Annotated in this window: 15 protein-coding genes; 8 read left to right on the forward strand and 7 right to left on the reverse strand. The window is 62.3% G+C overall.

All coding sequences use genetic code 11. The features are described from left to right. Nucleotides 1-85: 85 nt before the first annotated feature. Together INHI_RS0104130 and argF are read left to right on the forward strand one after the other, a co-directional pair. Nucleotides 86-1,270 (forward strand): aspartate aminotransferase family protein, encoded by a 1,185-nt coding sequence (locus INHI_RS0104130; protein WP_027246827.1) that lies wholly within the window; start codon nt 86-88, stop codon nt 1,268-1,270. Nucleotides 1,271-1,380: 110 nt separating this feature from the next. After that, complete coding sequence (gene argF / locus INHI_RS0104135) at nt 1,381-2,307, forward strand: ornithine carbamoyltransferase (RefSeq protein WP_014875329.1); 927 nt, start codon at nt 1,381-1,383, stop codon at nt 2,305-2,307. 91 nt (nt 2,308-2,398) lie between these two features. Here argF and INHI_RS0104140 read toward each other — a convergent pair whose 3' ends face one another. From INHI_RS0104140 to hrpB, 3 genes are all read right to left on the reverse strand, one after another. Then, nucleotides 2,399-3,880, reverse strand: coding sequence for an inorganic phosphate transporter (locus tag INHI_RS0104140; protein WP_014875328.1), 1,482 nt, complete (start codon nt 3,878-3,880; stop codon nt 2,399-2,401). A 90-nt stretch (nt 3,881-3,970) separates the two neighbouring features. After that, nucleotides 3,971-4,429, reverse strand: a complete 459-nt coding sequence (locus INHI_RS0104145; protein WP_014875327.1) for an NUDIX hydrolase — start codon at nt 4,427-4,429, stop codon at nt 3,971-3,973. Nucleotides 4,430-4,610: 181 nt separating this feature from the next. Then, nucleotides 4,611-7,115, reverse strand: coding sequence for an ATP-dependent helicase HrpB (hrpB, locus tag INHI_RS0104150; RefSeq protein WP_014880695.1), 2,505 nt, complete (start codon nt 7,113-7,115; stop codon nt 4,611-4,613). A gap of 142 nt (nt 7,116-7,257) precedes the next feature. On the opposite strand from hrpB, the gene meaB reads away from it, so the two are divergent. From meaB to INHI_RS0104175, 5 genes are all read left to right on the forward strand, one after another. Continuing rightward, complete coding sequence (gene meaB / locus INHI_RS0104155) at nt 7,258-8,280, forward strand: methylmalonyl Co-A mutase-associated GTPase MeaB (RefSeq protein ID WP_027246828.1); 1,023 nt, start codon at nt 7,258-7,260, stop codon at nt 8,278-8,280. Nucleotides 8,281-8,586: 306 nt separating this feature from the next. Next, complete coding sequence (rpmB, locus tag INHI_RS0104160; protein WP_014875324.1) at nt 8,587-8,877, forward strand: 50S ribosomal protein L28; 291 nt, start codon at nt 8,587-8,589, stop codon at nt 8,875-8,877. A 184-nt stretch (nt 8,878-9,061) separates the two neighbouring features. Beyond that, nucleotides 9,062-9,418, forward strand: a complete 357-nt coding sequence (locus INHI_RS0104165; protein ID WP_254656841.1) for a DUF2946 family protein — start codon at nt 9,062-9,064, stop codon at nt 9,416-9,418. A 53-nt stretch (nt 9,419-9,471) separates the two neighbouring features. Beyond that, the gene (locus INHI_RS0104170) at nt 9,472-9,942 is read left to right on the forward strand and encodes a copper chaperone PCu(A)C (RefSeq protein ID WP_027246830.1); all 471 of its coding nucleotides are present in this window, start codon (nt 9,472-9,474) and stop codon (nt 9,940-9,942) included. 160 nt (nt 9,943-10,102) lie between these two features. Then, the gene (locus INHI_RS0104175) at nt 10,103-10,558 is read left to right on the forward strand and encodes a low molecular weight protein-tyrosine-phosphatase (RefSeq protein WP_027246831.1); all 456 of its coding nucleotides are present in this window, start codon (nt 10,103-10,105) and stop codon (nt 10,556-10,558) included. 3 nt (nt 10,559-10,561) lie between these two features. On the opposite strand, the gene INHI_RS0104180 is transcribed toward INHI_RS0104175, so the two are convergent. The 4 genes from INHI_RS0104180 to INHI_RS0104195 all read right to left on the reverse strand — a co-directional run bounded on the left by INHI_RS0104180 (nt 10,562) and on the right by INHI_RS0104195 (nt 13,865). Beyond that, nucleotides 10,562-11,527, reverse strand: a complete 966-nt coding sequence (locus tag INHI_RS0104180) for a LysR family transcriptional regulator (protein WP_027246832.1) — start codon at nt 11,525-11,527, stop codon at nt 10,562-10,564. Nucleotides 11,528-11,707: 180 nt separating this feature from the next. Next, nucleotides 11,708-12,019, reverse strand: a complete 312-nt coding sequence (locus INHI_RS0104185; RefSeq protein WP_014875319.1) for a hypothetical protein — start codon at nt 12,017-12,019, stop codon at nt 11,708-11,710. Between the two features lie 251 nt (nt 12,020-12,270). Beyond that, nucleotides 12,271-12,453: a hypothetical protein gene (locus INHI_RS0104190; protein WP_027246833.1), complete on the reverse strand. Its 183-nt coding sequence runs from the start codon at nt 12,451-12,453 to the stop codon at nt 12,271-12,273. 254 nt (nt 12,454-12,707) lie between these two features. Then, the gene (locus INHI_RS0104195) at nt 12,708-13,865 is read right to left on the reverse strand and encodes a hypothetical protein (RefSeq protein ID WP_027246834.1); all 1,158 of its coding nucleotides are present in this window, start codon (nt 13,863-13,865) and stop codon (nt 12,708-12,710) included. Between the two features lie 86 nt (nt 13,866-13,951). Between INHI_RS0104195 and lepA the strand changes: the two genes are divergently transcribed. After that, nucleotides 13,952-15,766, forward strand: a complete 1,815-nt coding sequence (gene lepA / locus INHI_RS0104200; protein WP_027246835.1) for a translation elongation factor 4 — start codon at nt 13,952-13,954, stop codon at nt 15,764-15,766. The last annotated feature ends 15 nt before the right edge of the window (nt 15,767-15,781 follow it).

Here is a 15,781-nt window from a genome sequence, read left to right on the forward strand (position 1 = left end):
GGCACCTCCAACTTCTCCAATATCGTTGACCCTGCGGCCCGGCTGCGTCACTGCTTGGCCCAACATGTCCAAAAGGAAGATCCCGATGATCCCGTCCGTTCTGCCCACTTATAATCGTGCGCCCCTCAGCTTCGTGAAGGGCGAAGGCGCCTGGCTGATCGAGGCGGATGGACGACGCTTTCTGGACCTGGCGGCGGGCATTGCGGTGAACGCATTGGGTCATGCCCATCCGGCTCTGGTGAAGGCGCTGACGGATCAGGCTGAAACCCTCTGGCATGTCTCCAACCTCTATCACATCCCGCAGCAGCAGGCGCTGGCGGACCGGCTGGTGGAGCACAGCTTTGCCGATACGGTGTTTTTCACCAACTCCGGCACTGAATCCTGTGAACTGGCGGTGAAGATGGCGCGGAAGTATTTCCACGACAAGGGCCAGCCCGAGCGGGTGGAGATCCTCACCTTCTCCGGCTCATTCCATGGTCGCTCCTCGGCCGGGATCTCCGCTGCCGGCTCTGAAAAAATGACCGCTGGCTTTGGACCGATGCTGCCGGGGTTCAAACATCTGATGTTCGGCGATCTGGACGGTGTGACCGATGCCATCACCGACCAGACTGCCGCCATCCTGATTGAGCCGGTGCAGGGCGAGGGCGGCATCCGCCCGGTGCCCGATGCAGAACTGAAGGCGCTGCGCCAGATCTGTGATGAGCATGGCCTGTTGCTGATCCTTGATGAGGTGCAATGCGGGGTGGGCCGGACCGGCAAGCTGTTTGCTCATGAATGGGCAGGCATCACGCCGGACATCATGATGGTGGCAAAGGGCATTGGCGGCGGCTTTCCTCTGGGGGCAGTGCTTGCCACCGAAGAGGCCGCCTCTGGCATGACCGCCGGCACCCATGGCTCCACCTATGGCGGCAACCCTCTGGGCTGTGCGGTGGGCTGCGCGGTGATGGATCATGTCACCGACCCGGAGTTCCTTGCGGAGGTGAGCCGCAAGGCCGGTCTCCTGCGCCAGAAACTCGAAGGGCTGGTGGCCGCTCATCCGCAGGTCTTTGAGGCGGTGCGCGGATCTGGCCTGATGCTGGGCCTCAAATGTGTCGCCGCAAATACCGATGTGGTCGCCGCAGGCTATGAGGCCGAGGTGGTGACGGTCCCCGCCGCCGACAATGTGGTCCGCCTGCTGCCGCCGCTGACCCTTACCGATGAGGATATCGCCGAGGCCTTCGCCCGGCTCGACCAGGCCGCGACATTGGTGGAGGCCAAAGCAGACGCCTGAGGCGTCATCTTTCCTGAAATACTCCGGGGGTGCGGGGGCTGGCCCCCGCGCGCGCCCTTGACGGCAACAGCCTCCGGCAAGACACAAGCACAACGAAAGCGACGTTCGATATGAACCATTTCCTCGATATCCATAAAACCGATGCCACCGACCTGCGGGCGATCATTGATCAGGCCAGCGCCACCAAACAGGCCCGTCTCGGTCGCCCCAAGGCCGCGCCGGATGATGAGCTGCCGCTGAAAGACCGCATGGTGGCACTGATCTTTGAAAAACCCTCCACCCGGACCCGTGTGTCCTTTGACGTCGGCGTGCGCCAGATGGGCGGGCAGACCATGGTGCTCTCGGGCAATGACATGCAGCTGGGGCATGGTGAGACCATCGCCGACACTGCCCGCGTGCTCAGCCGCTATGTCGACATGATCATGATCCGGACCTTTGATGAAACCGTGCTGACTGAGATGGCCGAATATGCCTCTGTGCCGGTGATCAACGGCCTGACCGATCGCACCCATCCCTGTCAGATCATGGCCGATGTCCTCACCTATGAGGAACATCGCGGCCCCATCAAGGGCAAGAAAGTCGTCTGGTGCGGGGATGGTAACAATGTCTGCGCCTCTTTTCTGCATGCCGCCGCGCAGTTTGGCTTTGATCTCACCTTCACCGGCCCGGCGCAGCTCGATCCGGAGCCTGAGTTCATCGGCCTTGCGCGCAACGCAGGTTCGCAGGTGATCATTGAGCGCGACGCGGCAAAAGCGGTTGAGGGCGCTGATCTGGTGGTGGCCGATACCTGGGTCTCGATGCACGACAGCCAATCCTCAAAGGAGCGCCGCCACAATATGCTGCGTGGCTATCAGGTGAATGACGCGCTGATGGCTCACGCCAAACCCGACGCGCTGTTCATGCACTGCCTGCCCGCTCACCGCGAGGAAGAGGTGACCTCAGCCGTGATGGACGGCCCGCAGTCCGTGATCTTTGATGAGGCGGAAAACCGTCTGCACGCGCAAAAAGCGATCATGCGCTACTGCCTCGGCGCCTGAACCACTCTCCTCAGCCCGCGAATAGGCCAACAAAAAACCGCCGCATCCGGTCAGGATGCGGCGGTTTTTTTATTTTAGGCCGGGGCCGGGATCACATGGTGATCGCGGTCAACGCCAGGAAGACACAGCCCGACAGCAAGGCGGCGGCGGGCACGGTGATTACCCAGGCGGCAGCAATTGTCATGAAATGGCTGCGGCGCACCAGCTTGCGACGACGGCGCTCTTCCGGGGCAATCCGCTTGGTTTCAGGCCGCGTGGCGGAGCTGCGCTTCAGGCGGCGCTCCATATGCCATTCGCGGAAGAAGCCCACACCAAACACAGCCCCGACCGCAATATGGGTGGAGGACACCGGCAGACCCAGCCAGCTTGCCACAATCACGGTGATCGCGGCGGACAGCGACACACAATAGGCGCGCATCGGGTTCAGTTTGGTGATCTGGCTGCCAACCATGCGGATCAGCTTGGGACCGAACAGGAACAGGCCAAATGAGATGCCAAAGGCCCCGATCACCATGACCCAGGTCGGGATCGCCACCTTGGAGGCGATATCGCCAAACTCGGTGGTATGCACAATCGCTGCCAGCGGACCCACCGCATTGGCCACATCATTGGCGCCATGAGCAAACGACAGAAGCGCGGCAGAAATTACCAGTGGGATCGAGAACAGCACTTTCAGCGATTTGTTGCGGTTCTCCATACCCTCGGATTGACGCTTGATCAGCGGCGCGGTCACCACATAGGATAGCCCGCCAACCGCGGCACCGATCAGCAGCGCAATTTCCAGATCAATCTTGATGATCCGCTTCAGGCCCTTTAGCGCCAGATAAGAGGCAAACGCCCCTGCCATGATGCCGACCAGCACCGGCACCCAGCGGCGCGCGGCGGCGATCTTGTCATCCTGATAGATGATTTTAGCCTTGATAAAGGCGAGGAACCCGGCCGCAATCAGCCCGCCCAATACGGGGGAGATGACCCAGCTGGCAGCGATTTTGCTCATCGTGGGCCAGTTCACAGCACCAAACCCGGCAGCGGCAATGCCTGCCCCCATGACACCGCCCACAACCGAATGTGTGGTTGAGACAGGCGCGCCGATCCATGTCGCGAGGTTCACCCACAGCGCCGAAGAAATCAGCGCCGCCATCATCGCCCAGATGAACACTTCGGAGCTGGCAACGCCCGCCGGATCAATGATGCCCTTGGAGATGGTAGAGACCACATCGCCGCCCGCCAGCAGCGCACCGGCACTTTCGGCCAAGGCAGCAATCACGATGGCCCCGCCCATGGTCAGCGCATTGGCACCCACCGCAGGACCCATATTGTTGGCCACGTCATTGGCGCCGATGTTCAGCGCCATATATGCGCCAAATGCCGCCGCGGCGATCACCACGAAGTTTGACGGCGCCGAGCCGAGGAACACCGCTGCACCGACACCGGCGAGGGCAATGAAGACCAGCGCGATGCCGGGGGCAACCAGCGGACGCGACACATAGGATGTCGCCAGTTCAAGTTGAGAAATCCGGTTAAGATCCCGGTCCAGTGTCTTCCACTGCGGTCGCTGTGGTGCGTCGCTCATTGTATCGATCCCGATTCAAAAGTTGCGCACGCGCCTAGCGCCCCCATTGCAGTCATGCAAGGGGTTTGTCATATTTCCATCATGGAGTTGTTACAATTGACGCAGAAGATCGCTCAATTCAGGTTCCGCCACCAGTTCCGCCGCGGCCTTTGGAGACATCCATTCACGCGTCCGCTCGGACTGTTCGGGGTAGTCATCGGATAGCTCAGACACCTCGGCAACATAGACCAGCGTATGGACAACTTCCTTGGTGCCGTTGTCCTGCAATTTCATGTATTCATAGGTGCCGATCGGTTCGCCCTCAATCCGGGCGTCGCGCACGCCGGCCTCTTCCCAGGCTTCCTGCAGGGCCGACTGCGGGCCATTCATGCCCTTGATGGGCCAGCCCTTTGGCACGATCCAGCGACCGGTGCCGCGGCTGGTGATCATCAGAACCTCTTTGCCCTTATCGCCATTGCGATAGCACATTACGGCGACTTGCAGCCGTTTGGGACGAAAGAACATTGGCCGGAGATACTCCTCCCAGGCACTGGACATGATATGTTTCATTGCTGCTCAGCTTCCTAGCGCCGATCATGAATGCCGGGCGCATTTTTGCTTTGGTGTAATTTTGGCATGTCATGGCAGGAATACAAGAGGGGGCAGCGAGTGTAGATGGCCGGATATGGCCGTTTTTGCGCAAAAATCCGTGATTTTGCGGGGAAATTATGCGGTTTGGCGTCGTTCTGGACTATTTGCGTGGTTTCGCCCGCAAGGTGGGATCCGCCTGGGTGGGGTCTTCGGGCCAGGGGTGTTTGGGGTATTGCGCCCGCATATCCTTGCGTACATCCGCATATGACCCGGACCAGAAACCGGGCAGATCGCGGGTGATCTGGATCGGTCGCTGCGCCGGCGACAGCAGGGAGACCTTCAGCGCCACGCCACCCACGGTCGGATGGCGGGTGACCCCAAACATCTCCTGCAGCCTGACGGAAATCTCAGGCACTTCCTCTGCGTAATCAATCGGCACCTTGCGCCCTAGTGGCGTGGTGAAATGTGGCGGCGCCATCTGGTCCAGCCGCTGCGTCTGCTCCCAGCTGAGCGCCGTGCGCAGCGCGGGCAGCAGGTCAAAGCGTTTCCAATCCTCGGCGCTGCGCACCCCGTCCAGCATCGGCAGCAGCCAATCTTCCAGTGTCGCCAGCAAAGCTTCTTCGCTGAAATCCGGCAGATCCTCACCATCCGCCTGCAACAATCGTACCCGCGCCACAAACCGCGCAGCGGCGCCGCTGAGGCGCAGCCCCAGTTCGCGCACCCCCTCCAGCATTGCTGTTGCGATGGCGTCCGCCGGAACATCCTTCCAGATGTGATCCTCCAGCACGATGGCGCCCAGACACTGCTGGCGACGCGCCACAACCCGGCGGTCACGTTTGGACCAGACACAGGTCAGCTGTGGTTTGATCTGATCGGCAAATGCGCTGCGCAGCTCCGACAGGGTGATCGGCGCGGCCAGCCGCAGCCGCGCCTCACGCGGGTTGCCATCACTGTCGAGCCCCACCAGAAACGGCGTCGCCGCCAGACTGTCCTCCGGCGGCAGCACCGCGCCCTTGCCACCGGACAGCACATAGCGCGGCGCATCGCCCTTGCGGCGCTGGCCGATCCGGTCGGGGTAGGCGGCGGCGGCCATCACGGCAGCACTTGCCGAAGCGGAGGATGCACCACTGCGCGCTTGCCGGGTCAGCCGCTTGGCCTCTCCCTTGATGCGTTCCAGCGTGGGGATGTTCAGCTGATAGCTCCGGCGGCGCTGAAACGCCTTTGCGTCCCTCAGGGCCTCCAGCCGCAGCGCCAGATCTACCGGCGCGCCGCGCAACGGATCGCGTTCCGCCAGCAGCGCCGCCAGCGGTGCCGCATCAGCACCGAAGCGCGCCAGCATATGCCCCAGACGCGGGTGCAGGGGCAATTTGGCCAGCACCTTGCCATGGGAGGTGATCCGCCCCTCGCCATCCAGTGCGCCCAGCATCCGCAGCAGCGCCTGCGCTTCCTTGAGGGCGCCCTCTGGCGGTGGCGTCAGAAACGGCAGATCATCCGGACCCGCCCCCCAAAGCGCCAGCTCCAGCGCCAGTGATGTGAGGTCAGCGGCCTGAATTTCCGGCGGTGGGAAGGCGGCCAGCGCCCCGTCTTCACCCTTGGTCCACAGCCGGTAGCCGACCCCCGCTGCCATCCGGCCGGCACGGCCCTGTCGCTGGGTGGCCTCGGCGCGGGTCACACGTTCGGTGACCAGCCGCGACATGCCGGAACCGGGGTCGAACCGGCTGCGCCTTGCCAGCCCCATATCCACCACCACGCGAATGTCCTGAATGGTGAGCGAGGTTTCCGCAATGGAGGTCGCCAGCACGATTTTGCGCGCCACAGGGTCCGGCTGGATCGCCGCGCGCTGCTCAGCAAAGGGCAGGGCACCAAACAGTGGGCGGACCACGCAATCCCCCGGCAACCGGCCAGCCAGTGCGGCGGCCGCCTTGCGGATTTCGCCCTCGCCGGGGAGGAACACCAGAATGCCGCCGCCCTTGGCCTCGGACCCGCCTCTGCCGCCCGATCCTGCGGGGCGGCTTTCGGCTTCGGCGCGCAGCACCAGATCGACCAGCGCATCCAGCCGCCTTGGGCCGCGCCCGCTTCGGCTGTCGGCGGGCAGGGGAGTGTCCAGCCAGCGGGTCTCAACCGGGTAGCTGCGCCCCTCGGAGGTTACCAGTGGCGCCTCCATCAATTCGGCGACTGGGGCGGCGTCCAACGTGGCGGACATGGCCAGCAGGATCAGATCGTCGCGCAAGGCGCCGGCCACCTCCAGACAGAGCGCCAGACCAAAATCGGCACTAAGAGACCGTTCGTGGAATTCATCAAAAATCACTGCGCCAACGCCGGGCAGGTCGGGGTCCGATTGCAGTATCCGCGTCAGGATACCTTCGGTGACAACCTCGATCCGCGTCTCGGCGCTGACCTTCGCCTCACCCCTGATCCGGTAGCCCACGGTCTGCCCGACCGGCTCGCCCAATGTGTCGGCCATGCGTTCGGCAGCGGCGCGCGCGGCCAGTCGGCGCGGCTCCAGCATGAGGATACGGCCTGCACACAGCCCGGCCTCCAGCATCGCCAAAGGCACCCGCGTGGTCTTGCCTGCCCCCGGCGGGGCCTGCAACACGGCGCGTTTCTGGCGTTGCAGAGCAGCAATCAATTCGGGCAGGGCGTCATCAATGGGCAATCTGGTCATGCCGCCTTATCGCCAATGGCGCGGGTCTGGTCCAGCGCCGACCGCATCAGCTTTGTCCTCCTGCGACGGATGCTCTCTGGACAAGCGCCGCCCGGCTGCGCCATCAATGCGCGACAGGCAGATGGGAGCGGGAGAGGCCGATATGTCAGCAGCAGACAAACCCACAGGTGCCGCGCGGGGTGCCGTGCCGGATATTGACGATCTGGCCACCCGCATCCTGAATGGCGAACGCCGGGCGCTTGCCCGCGCCATCACCCTGGTCGAAAGCGGGCGCGCCGATCACCGCGCGGCCACCACCCGCCTGTTGGACTTGCTGGCCCGCGAGAACCGCCAATCGCTGCGCATCGGCCTGTCCGGCACGCCGGGGGTGGGGAAATCCACCTTTATAGAAAGCTTCGGCATGATGCTGATCGCGGCGGGTTTGCGTGTTGCGGTGCTGGCGGTGGATCCCAGTTCGACGCGCTCTGGCGGGTCGATTCTGGGCGATAAGACCCGGATGGAACACCTCAGCCGCGAAAAAAACGCCTTTATCCGCCCCTCGCCAAGCCAGACCCATCTGGGCGGCGTTGGGCGACGCTCGCGCGAGGCGGTGGCGCTGTGCGAGGCAGCGGGATTCGATGTGGTGCTGATCGAAACTGTGGGCGTCGGCCAGTCCGAAACCGTGGTCTCGGAAATGTCCGATCTGTTTCTCTTGCTGCTGGCCCCGGCGGGGGGCGATGAATTGCAGGGTGTCAAACGCGGCATCATGGAGATGGCCGACATCATTCTGGTGAACAAGGCCGATGGCGATCTGAAGCCCGCCGCAACCCGCACCTGCGCCGATTATGCCGGGGCCCTGCGGCTGCTGCGCAAACGCCCGCAGGACCCCGATGGCTACCCCAAGGCGCTGATGGTCTCTGCCGCCACCCGTGACGGGTTGGAAACCGCCTGGGACGACATGCAGACGCTGGCCGACTGGCGGCGTGAAAACGGCCACTGGCAGCGGCGGCGCGGCGAACAGGCCCGCTACTGGTTTGGCGAAGACGTGCGTCAGGCGCTGCTGGCCCGGCTGGAGACGCCCTGGGCGCAAAGCCGCATGGCCGATCTGTCCGAAGACGTCGCCGCAGGCCGCCTGACCCCAGCCGCTGCGGCAAAGGACATGTTGGCGGGGCTGGGGGTAGGCTGATCGCACGGCACAGGTGGGGCGGATCATCTGGATCGCAGGGCCCCTTGTAAATAACGCGCCTATCGGCGCTGGATTTCGACCGGCCAACAGGCTAAAAGGGGGCGAACCTTGGATGCGGAAATAGCCCGTTAGGGGGTTGTGCACAGGTTGTCCCATAAATCCGTTTCATATGGCTTGACCCTGCACGCGATTCCTCCTAAACGCATCCAACCAGTTTTCGGGCGCAGCCAATGGCCGCGCCCCTTGTAATTTGGTGCTCGATTCGAACAATGATCCACGGGCGCCCCAGATACGAAGGATGAACCTATGTCGCGCCGTTGCGAATTGACCGGAAAAGGCCCGATGACTGGCAACAATGTCAGCCACGCCAACAACAAAACCAAGCGTCGCTTCCTGCCGAACCTGAACGACGTTACGCTGCAGTCCGAGACACTGAACCGTGGCATCAAGCTGCGCATCTCCGCTGCTGCTCTGCGCACCGTCGACCACCGTGGTGGTCTGGACGCGTTCCTGGCCAAAGCCAAGGATGACGAGCTGTCCAACACCGCGCTGAAGGTGAAGAAAGAGATCGCCAAGGCACAAGCCGCAGAGGCCTGATCGCCGACCTCCCCGCCCAAGGGCCGGGACAAAGATTTTAAACGCCGTGCATGAGATCATGCGCGGCGTTTTCTTTTCGCCGATGCGGCCTTGGGGGCCGGGACCGGCCTGTTGCATGTGCCTTTGCCTGCGTCGCTTTTTCGCCTTGCGGCGGCGCGGTCACAGGCGCATATCTCATCCCGACATGACCTTTCTGCGATCATATCTGGCGCTTGCCCTGATCGCGCTGATGGCTCTCACCGGCGTCAGTGCTCAGGCGGGGATGCGTGATGCGACCGGTCAGATGGTGATATGCACCGGCACTGGCCCGGTGATGGTTTATATCGACAGCGATGGTCAGCCAGTGTCGCCGCCAATGGACTGCCCTGAGTGTCTGACCTTTGTTGCGGATCTGGGGCTGCCCCTGCCGGTCTTTGGGCACAGCACCCTGCCGCAAAAACTGCCGCGAGACATAGTGCAGAGCGCTGAGATACGGACTGTGGTGCGGTTGGCGGCCTTTGCCCGTGGGCCGCCGGAACTGGGACGTTCCCGCGCGGTATGACCGCGCTGTTTCTGACCCAAATTCCAAAGTCTACGTATCAAGGATCAAAGACCATGACCTTCAAGACCACGATCGCCGCCACCTTCGCCGCACTCAGCTTTGCCACTGCGGGGCTCGCCGCTGACGTCACCGTGACGGATTCCTACGCCCGCGTCTCCTCCAAAGCGGCCAAGAGCGGCGCTGCCTTCATGATGATCGAAAACGCCACCGACAGCGATGACCGGCTGGTCGACGCGCGCAGCGATGCCGCAAAGCTGGTGCAGCTGCACACCCACAAGGAAGGCGAAAACGGCGTCATGCAGATGCTGCACGTCGAGGAGGGCTTTGCCATTCCCGCGGGCGACACCCACATGCTGCAGCGGGGCGGCGATCACGTGATGCTGATGGGGCTGACCAAATCGCTGGAACATGGTGACGCCATCGACCTGACGCTGGTGTTCGAGAAGGCCGGTGAGGTCACCGTGACCGTTCCCGTCGATCTGGAGCGCAAGCCCGATCACGGCGCGATGAAACACTCGCATTGATCGACCCGTTAATCAGGGTCTGATCTGACACCTGATCAAACAGACTATGGCCAATCCGTGCTCTGCTGCATGGGTTGGCCATTTTCTTTTGCCGCAGTCGGGTTACGATAGATCTCTCAATTGGTGCCGGGCGGCGGTACAATCTTCAAGGGAGATAATAATGGCGCAAAAGATCCTCTTTGTCTGTCTTGGCAATATCTGCCGCTCGCCCGCTGCTGAGGGCGTGTTTCGCGCCTTGTGCCCGGAGGTGGACACCGACAGCGCCGGCACTGCCAGCTACCACGTGGGGTCACCGCCCTATGGGCCGATGCAGGCCGCCGCCAGCGCGCGTGGGATTGACCTTTCCGACCTGCGCGCACGTCAGTTCGCGCCGCAGGATTTCACCCGGTTTGATCTGATCATCGCAATGGACGGCGACAATCTGGCAGACATCGAGGCGCAGCGCCCCGTGGGCAATACCACGCCGGTGCAGCTGTTCACCGATTACGCGCCGGGGCAGGGCACCGATCACGTCCCCGATCCCTATTACACCCGCGATTTTGAGGGCTGTCTTGATCTGATTGAGGGGGGCGCCGCTGGGTTGACCAAGGCGCTGCGCAACAGCGGCGCGGGCTAGGTCTTAGTCGTCCAGCACTTTCAGATCGCCCGCCAGCCAGGGCAGGCGCTGTACGGCAGGATCAATCATATGCCCCTGTACCAGCCGCCGCATGGTCTGCGCCACATCGCGCGGCACCCGGTCGGCCCAATCGGCGCTGGAAAACAGCGAAATCCGCCGCGAAAACGCGCCAAAGGGCAGCGGGAAGGCCTCAATCTCGTCATGGAACCGCGCCGCCCGCATATAGCCCAGCGGCGTGGTGATCGCCCAGCCGATCCGACGCGCCACCAGTGCCATCAGCGACAGATGGGAGCCGATCTCAAACCGTTCCTCAAACAGCAGTTTCTGCCGCGCCAGATGCGCCTCGATCTGCTGCGAGATCAACTGGCCGCCCTCATAGCGGAGGAACGGCAGCGCGTTGAGGATATCCTGCTCCGCCTCTGGTTTGCGCAACATGCCGCGCGGCGCCACCAGCATGAACGGGTCCTGCACCAGCGGGTATTCGGTGATCCCCTCGCGCAGGGCGCCAGAGGTGGCCGCCACCGCGATATGCAGCTCGCGGGCGTCCAGCGCGTCCAGAATGTCGTGGCTGGAGGCGGTGATCATCTTGAAGCGGCAATTGACCAGGCTTTCGGCCAGAGTGGTCGCCAGACGCGGGGTCAGATCATTGTCGAAATCGTCAATCAGCCCGATGGACAGCGTCGACAGGTGGTTGAGATCAACCACGCTCAATTCGCTCTGCGCCAGCCGCAGCTCGGTCAGCACCGCCTCGGTCCGGGCCAGGAAATTGCGCCCGGCAGGCGTCAGCACCATCGGGCGGCGACCATGGTTGACCAGTTCCGCCCCCAGTGCGCTTTCCAGATTGCGCAGCTGCTGGCTGACCGCAGGTTGGCTCAGCCCGGTGAGTGCGGCGGTCTGCGCTACAGATCCGGTCTTGGCCAGCGCTTCGAACACCTCAAGCCCGCGCAGCGTCACCCCTTTCATCAACATATCTGCGGTCCTGCCTGATGTTGCGGGCGCGCTTCTGCGTCCCGTCGATGGGAAAGGGGAGGGGCGATGCGCATCGTCTACTCAGCTGCGCTCCGTGTTGGCGTCGGCCTGCGGGGCGTCTTGTTCGACGTCCTCCGGGTGCCGGGTTGGATGCGACTGCACCAACCCCGCCGCACCGGATCAGCTGCAAACGCGTGCGGCATTCTCGCCAAAGGATTTGTAGCGCTTCCACAGCCGTTCATCCGAGCTGCGGCTCGACTGGCGCACCACTTGGGCCTGATGCGGATCGCTGAACCATTTGGAGACGGTCTTGCGCTCACTGCGGTTGAGGCTGGCGTTGGCCACCGACTGGATGCAGCGACACAGCGAGGGTGAGGCGGCGGTGCGGTCCGACTGGCGGCAGGCTTTCTCGATCGCGCCGGCACCGGCGGGGGCGGGCATCACCCCGGTGATCATCACGGCGCATAGCGTGGCGGTCAGCAGTAGCTTCATCTTCATTGTCCCTAGAAATCTGCAAGTGCTCTGATCTGAGCGGGTCTGTTGCCCGCACTTGCCGGGACTATGCCGCAAGCGGCGGAGGCTTTCAATCTAGGTAAACAGCTGGTTAGCCCTCGGCGGAAACCCGCCAATGGACGCTTGTCGCGGCCAGACAGGGCCGCGCCGCACTGGCCCGTCCTGCGCCCGGCACGGTCGGGTGTATCGCCCGCAGCCGGTGGCGGGCGCCAAGGGTCATCTGGCGCGCGTCAGGACTGGTTTGGCCCGCGCAGGGACAGGATCATCTGACGCACAGACTTCCAGTCCTCCGCCTCGGCGGTTTTGCCAGCCTCCTGACAGCGCCGCATCTTTTGCGCCACTTCGGCCTCGGCCTTGTCCCCATGCGCTGAGTAGAGCGCACGGGCATATTCAGCAGTTCTGATGGCATCCATTTCGGTGTCCTCCTGAGCAGTGAGATCCCCCGCAGCGGGGGCGCGCGTCTCGCGGAATGGCCGCAGTATAGCGTATTTTCGACCCGCCCGCAGGAGGCCAGACGAATTTGCGGCGTTTTGGCGTTGCGGGGAGGGGTCAGCCTAAGCTTGGGGATGCGCAACGCGCCTTCCGGTTTTGCCGAAGGCAAACCTACGGTTTGAGGGAAGGGTCAGGCGCGGCCCGACCTTGCGGCTGGACGGGTGGCCTGTTCAGCCTATTGAAGCGTTTTGACGAATGCCCCAATGGCTTTGACAACCGATTGAACGCCTTCGGTTTGCGCCGTGACCGTGACGGCTGTTGCCCTTGCAGTCCATTTGGCACCTGCCTTGGCCAATTCCTTGGTTCCCTCGCGGATCATGCCGTCCGCAACGGATCCGCAGTAGGCCGCCATGCGCAGGGAAATCTCCCAGAGAGTCTTGGCGATCTTTTTCAGCAGCGAAGGGGAGGGCGACGGCTTCGCGACCTCCTCTTCCAGCTCCTCAATCTGCTTCCAAATCAACGCCAGGTCCGTTTGAAAAGCACGCGCCGGAGCATCCTCCAGCGGTGGCCCCCCATTGTCGCCGATCAGAGCGGCTGCGGGTGTGTTTTGAACGGCTGTCAGTTGCCCCTTGAGGTTGGTAATTTCCTGTTCCAGCTCGAACAGGCTGCGGATGCGCTCAATCTCGGCAGCGACAGCTTCGGGGCCTGCCTCCCAGATCGCATCGCCGATCAAGGCCACGCGGCGTTGCAGGCCCCAGTCGAGCGGTTTGCCGTCGAGGAAGCCTTGGTACCACTCGCGCCAGAACTCATACGTGTCGTGAGTGAGGTATTTTGCAAATATGACTTCGTTCCTGTTGTCCAGGTTTGGCACGGCGGTGCCTAGCCAAAGAGGTGTGCCGAATAGGTCGAGGTCGCTTGGGGTGAAGTCGTGAAAGCTGAGAGCGAGAAGCCGATCGCGCTCAGTGAAGGCAGCTCCATGATCTTCAGGGGGCAGCTTCGTGCTTTGTACAAAGACGGCTCGGTTTGCATAGTTGCCAATGTACGATGCAACATCTGTGATAGTTCTGTATGCTAAGTCCTTGTTGGGCTTCGCTGACGTAGAGGCCGCTAAAAAGCAGGAGGAGTTGTTGAATAATATTTTATCGCGTTGTTGATCAATTGAGCGTTCGAGTGCGGCAAATGTGTCCGGCAGTGCAAACTCGCTATAAACAAGTGCTCTCAATAATATTTCGATCTGGGGCAAAAGAAAAACATCAGTTTGATCTCTGTTCGATGTAACGGTGACGTCCAAGAAATTCCTAAGAGCGGCACGCAAGGCAACATCCCGGCTAACCAGTAGGCCCCGGTTCTCAATTTCTTGTCGAATGGCGGACGAGTAGTCGATGTCAGTCACTGTAAGCTTCTACCGTACAAATTAGCGGTTTGATCCGTGTACGTGCCACCTTGACCAAACCCCAAAACCAAATCATATCCCCTTGCATGACAGACCTCGCTCACATCCGCAATTTCTCCATCGTCGCCCATATCGACCATGGCAAATCCACCCTCGCTGACCGGCTCATTCAGGAGACCGGAACGGTTGAGGACCGCGATATGAAGGAGCAGCTGCTCGACTCCATGGATATCGAGCGCGAGCGCGGCATCACCATCAAGGCCAACACCGTCCGCATCGACTACAAGGCCGATGATGGTGAGACCTATGTCCTGAACCTGATCGACACCCCCGGTCACGTCGATTTCGCCTATGAGGTCTCCCGCTCCATGCGCGCGGTCGAAGGCTCGCTCCTGGTGGTCGACAGCTCGCAAGGGGTCGAGGCGCAGACGCTGGCCAATGTCTATCACGCGCTGGACGCCGACCATGAAATTGTGCCGGTGCTGAACAAGATCGACCTGCCGGCCTCTGACTGTGATCGCGTCGCCGAACAGATCGAGGATGTGATCGGCATCGATGCCTCCGAGGCGATCCGGGTTTCCGCCAAAACCGGGCAGGGCATCCGTGAGACGCTGGAGGCCATCGTCCAGCACCTCCCCGCGCCGACCGGCACCCGCGACGCCCCCCTGAAGGCGATGCTGGTGGACAGCTGGTATGACGCCTATCTCGGCGTGATCGTTCTGGTCCGCATCATGGACGGCGTGCTGAAAAAGGGCATGCGGGTGAAGTTCATGTCGAACAACACCCTGCACCATGTGGACCGTATCGGTGTGTTCCGCCCGGCCATGCAGGTGGTGGATCAGCTGGAACCGGGCGAGATCGGCTTCCTCACCGCGTCCATCAAACAGGTGCGCGACACCCGCGTCGGCGACACCATCACCAATGACCGCAACGGCACCGAGGTCGCCCTGCCGGGCTTCAAACCGGCGCAGCCCGTGGTGTTCTGCGGTCTCTTCCCGGTGGACTCGGCTGAATTTGAAGACCTGCGCGACGCTATCGACAAGCTGGCGCTGAATGACGCGTCCTTCTCCTTTGAAATGGAAACCTCCGCCGCGCTTGGCTTTGGCTTCCGCTGTGGGTTCCTCGGTCTGTTGCACCTTGAGGTGATCCGCGACCGGATTGAGCGCGAATATAATATCGAACTCATCACCACCGCGCCCTCCGTGGTCTACCATGTCTATATGAAGGGCAAGGACGGCGAAGCGGGCGAGATGATGGACCTGCACAACCCGGCCGACATGCCCGACATGTCGAAGGTGGACCACATTCAGGAACCCCGCATCAAGGCGACCATTCTGGTGCCCGATGAATATCTCGGCGACGTGCTGAAACTCTGTCAGGACCGTCGTGGCATTCAGGAAGACCTCACCTACGCCGGCTCCCGCGCCATGGTGGTCTATGACCTGCCGCTGAACGAGGTGGTGTTCGACTTCTACGACCGGCTGAAATCGGTGACCAAGGGCTATGCCTCCTTCGACTACCAGATGACCGGCTACCGCGAGGACAATCTGGTCAAGATGTCGGTGCTGGTCAACGACGAGCCGGTAGATGCGCTGTCGATGATGGTGCACCGCGACCGGGCCGAGATGCGCGGCCGTGCCATGTGTGAAAAGCTCAAGGATCTGATCCCGCGCCACATGTTCAAGATCCCGATCCAGGCCGCCATCGGTGGCAAGGTGATCGCGCGCGAGACCCTCTCCGCCCTGCGCAAGGACGTGACCGCCAAATGCTACGGCGGCGACGCCACACGTAAGCGGAAACTGCTGGACAAGCAGAAAGCGGGCAAGAAGAAGATGCGCCAGTTCGGCAAAGTGGATATCCCGCAGGAAGCGTTTATTTCCGCCTTGAAAATGGACAGCTGAAGCTGGTCCATTTTC

It is taken from the genome of Phaeobacter inhibens DSM 16374, assembly GCF_000473105.1.
GTDB lineage: Bacteria > Pseudomonadota > Alphaproteobacteria > Rhodobacterales > Rhodobacteraceae > Phaeobacter > Phaeobacter inhibens.

Coding starts and splice junctions, on each gene's coding strand:
- INHI_RS0104130 (WP_027246827.1), top strand. CDS start 86: ATGATCCCGTCCGTTCTGCCCACTTATAATCGTGCGCCCCTCAGCTTC.
- argF (WP_014875329.1), top strand. CDS start 1,381: ATGAACCATTTCCTCGATATCCATAAAACCGATGCCACCGACCTGCGG.
- INHI_RS0104140 (WP_014875328.1), bottom strand. CDS start 3,880: ATGAGCGACGCACCACAGCGACCGCAGTGGAAGACACTGGACCGGGAT.
- INHI_RS0104145 (WP_014875327.1), bottom strand. CDS start 4,429: ATGAAACATATCATGTCCAGTGCCTGGGAGGAGTATCTCCGGCCAATG.
- hrpB (WP_014880695.1), bottom strand. CDS start 7,115: ATGACCAGATTGCCCATTGATGACGCCCTGCCCGAATTGATTGCTGCT.
- meaB (WP_027246828.1), top strand. CDS start 7,258: ATGTCAGCAGCAGACAAACCCACAGGTGCCGCGCGGGGTGCCGTGCCG.
- rpmB (WP_014875324.1), top strand. CDS start 8,587: ATGTCGCGCCGTTGCGAATTGACCGGAAAAGGCCCGATGACTGGCAAC.
- INHI_RS0104165 (WP_254656841.1), top strand. CDS start 9,062: ATGACCTTTCTGCGATCATATCTGGCGCTTGCCCTGATCGCGCTGATG.
- INHI_RS0104170 (WP_027246830.1), top strand. CDS start 9,472: ATGACCTTCAAGACCACGATCGCCGCCACCTTCGCCGCACTCAGCTTT.
- INHI_RS0104175 (WP_027246831.1), top strand. CDS start 10,103: ATGGCGCAAAAGATCCTCTTTGTCTGTCTTGGCAATATCTGCCGCTCG.
- INHI_RS0104180 (WP_027246832.1), bottom strand. CDS start 11,527: ATGTTGATGAAAGGGGTGACGCTGCGCGGGCTTGAGGTGTTCGAAGCG.
- INHI_RS0104185 (WP_014875319.1), bottom strand. CDS start 12,019: ATGAAGCTACTGCTGACCGCCACGCTATGCGCCGTGATGATCACCGGG.
- INHI_RS0104190 (WP_027246833.1), bottom strand. CDS start 12,453: ATGGATGCCATCAGAACTGCTGAATATGCCCGTGCGCTCTACTCAGCG.
- lepA (WP_027246835.1), top strand. CDS start 13,952: ATGACAGACCTCGCTCACATCCGCAATTTCTCCATCGTCGCCCATATC.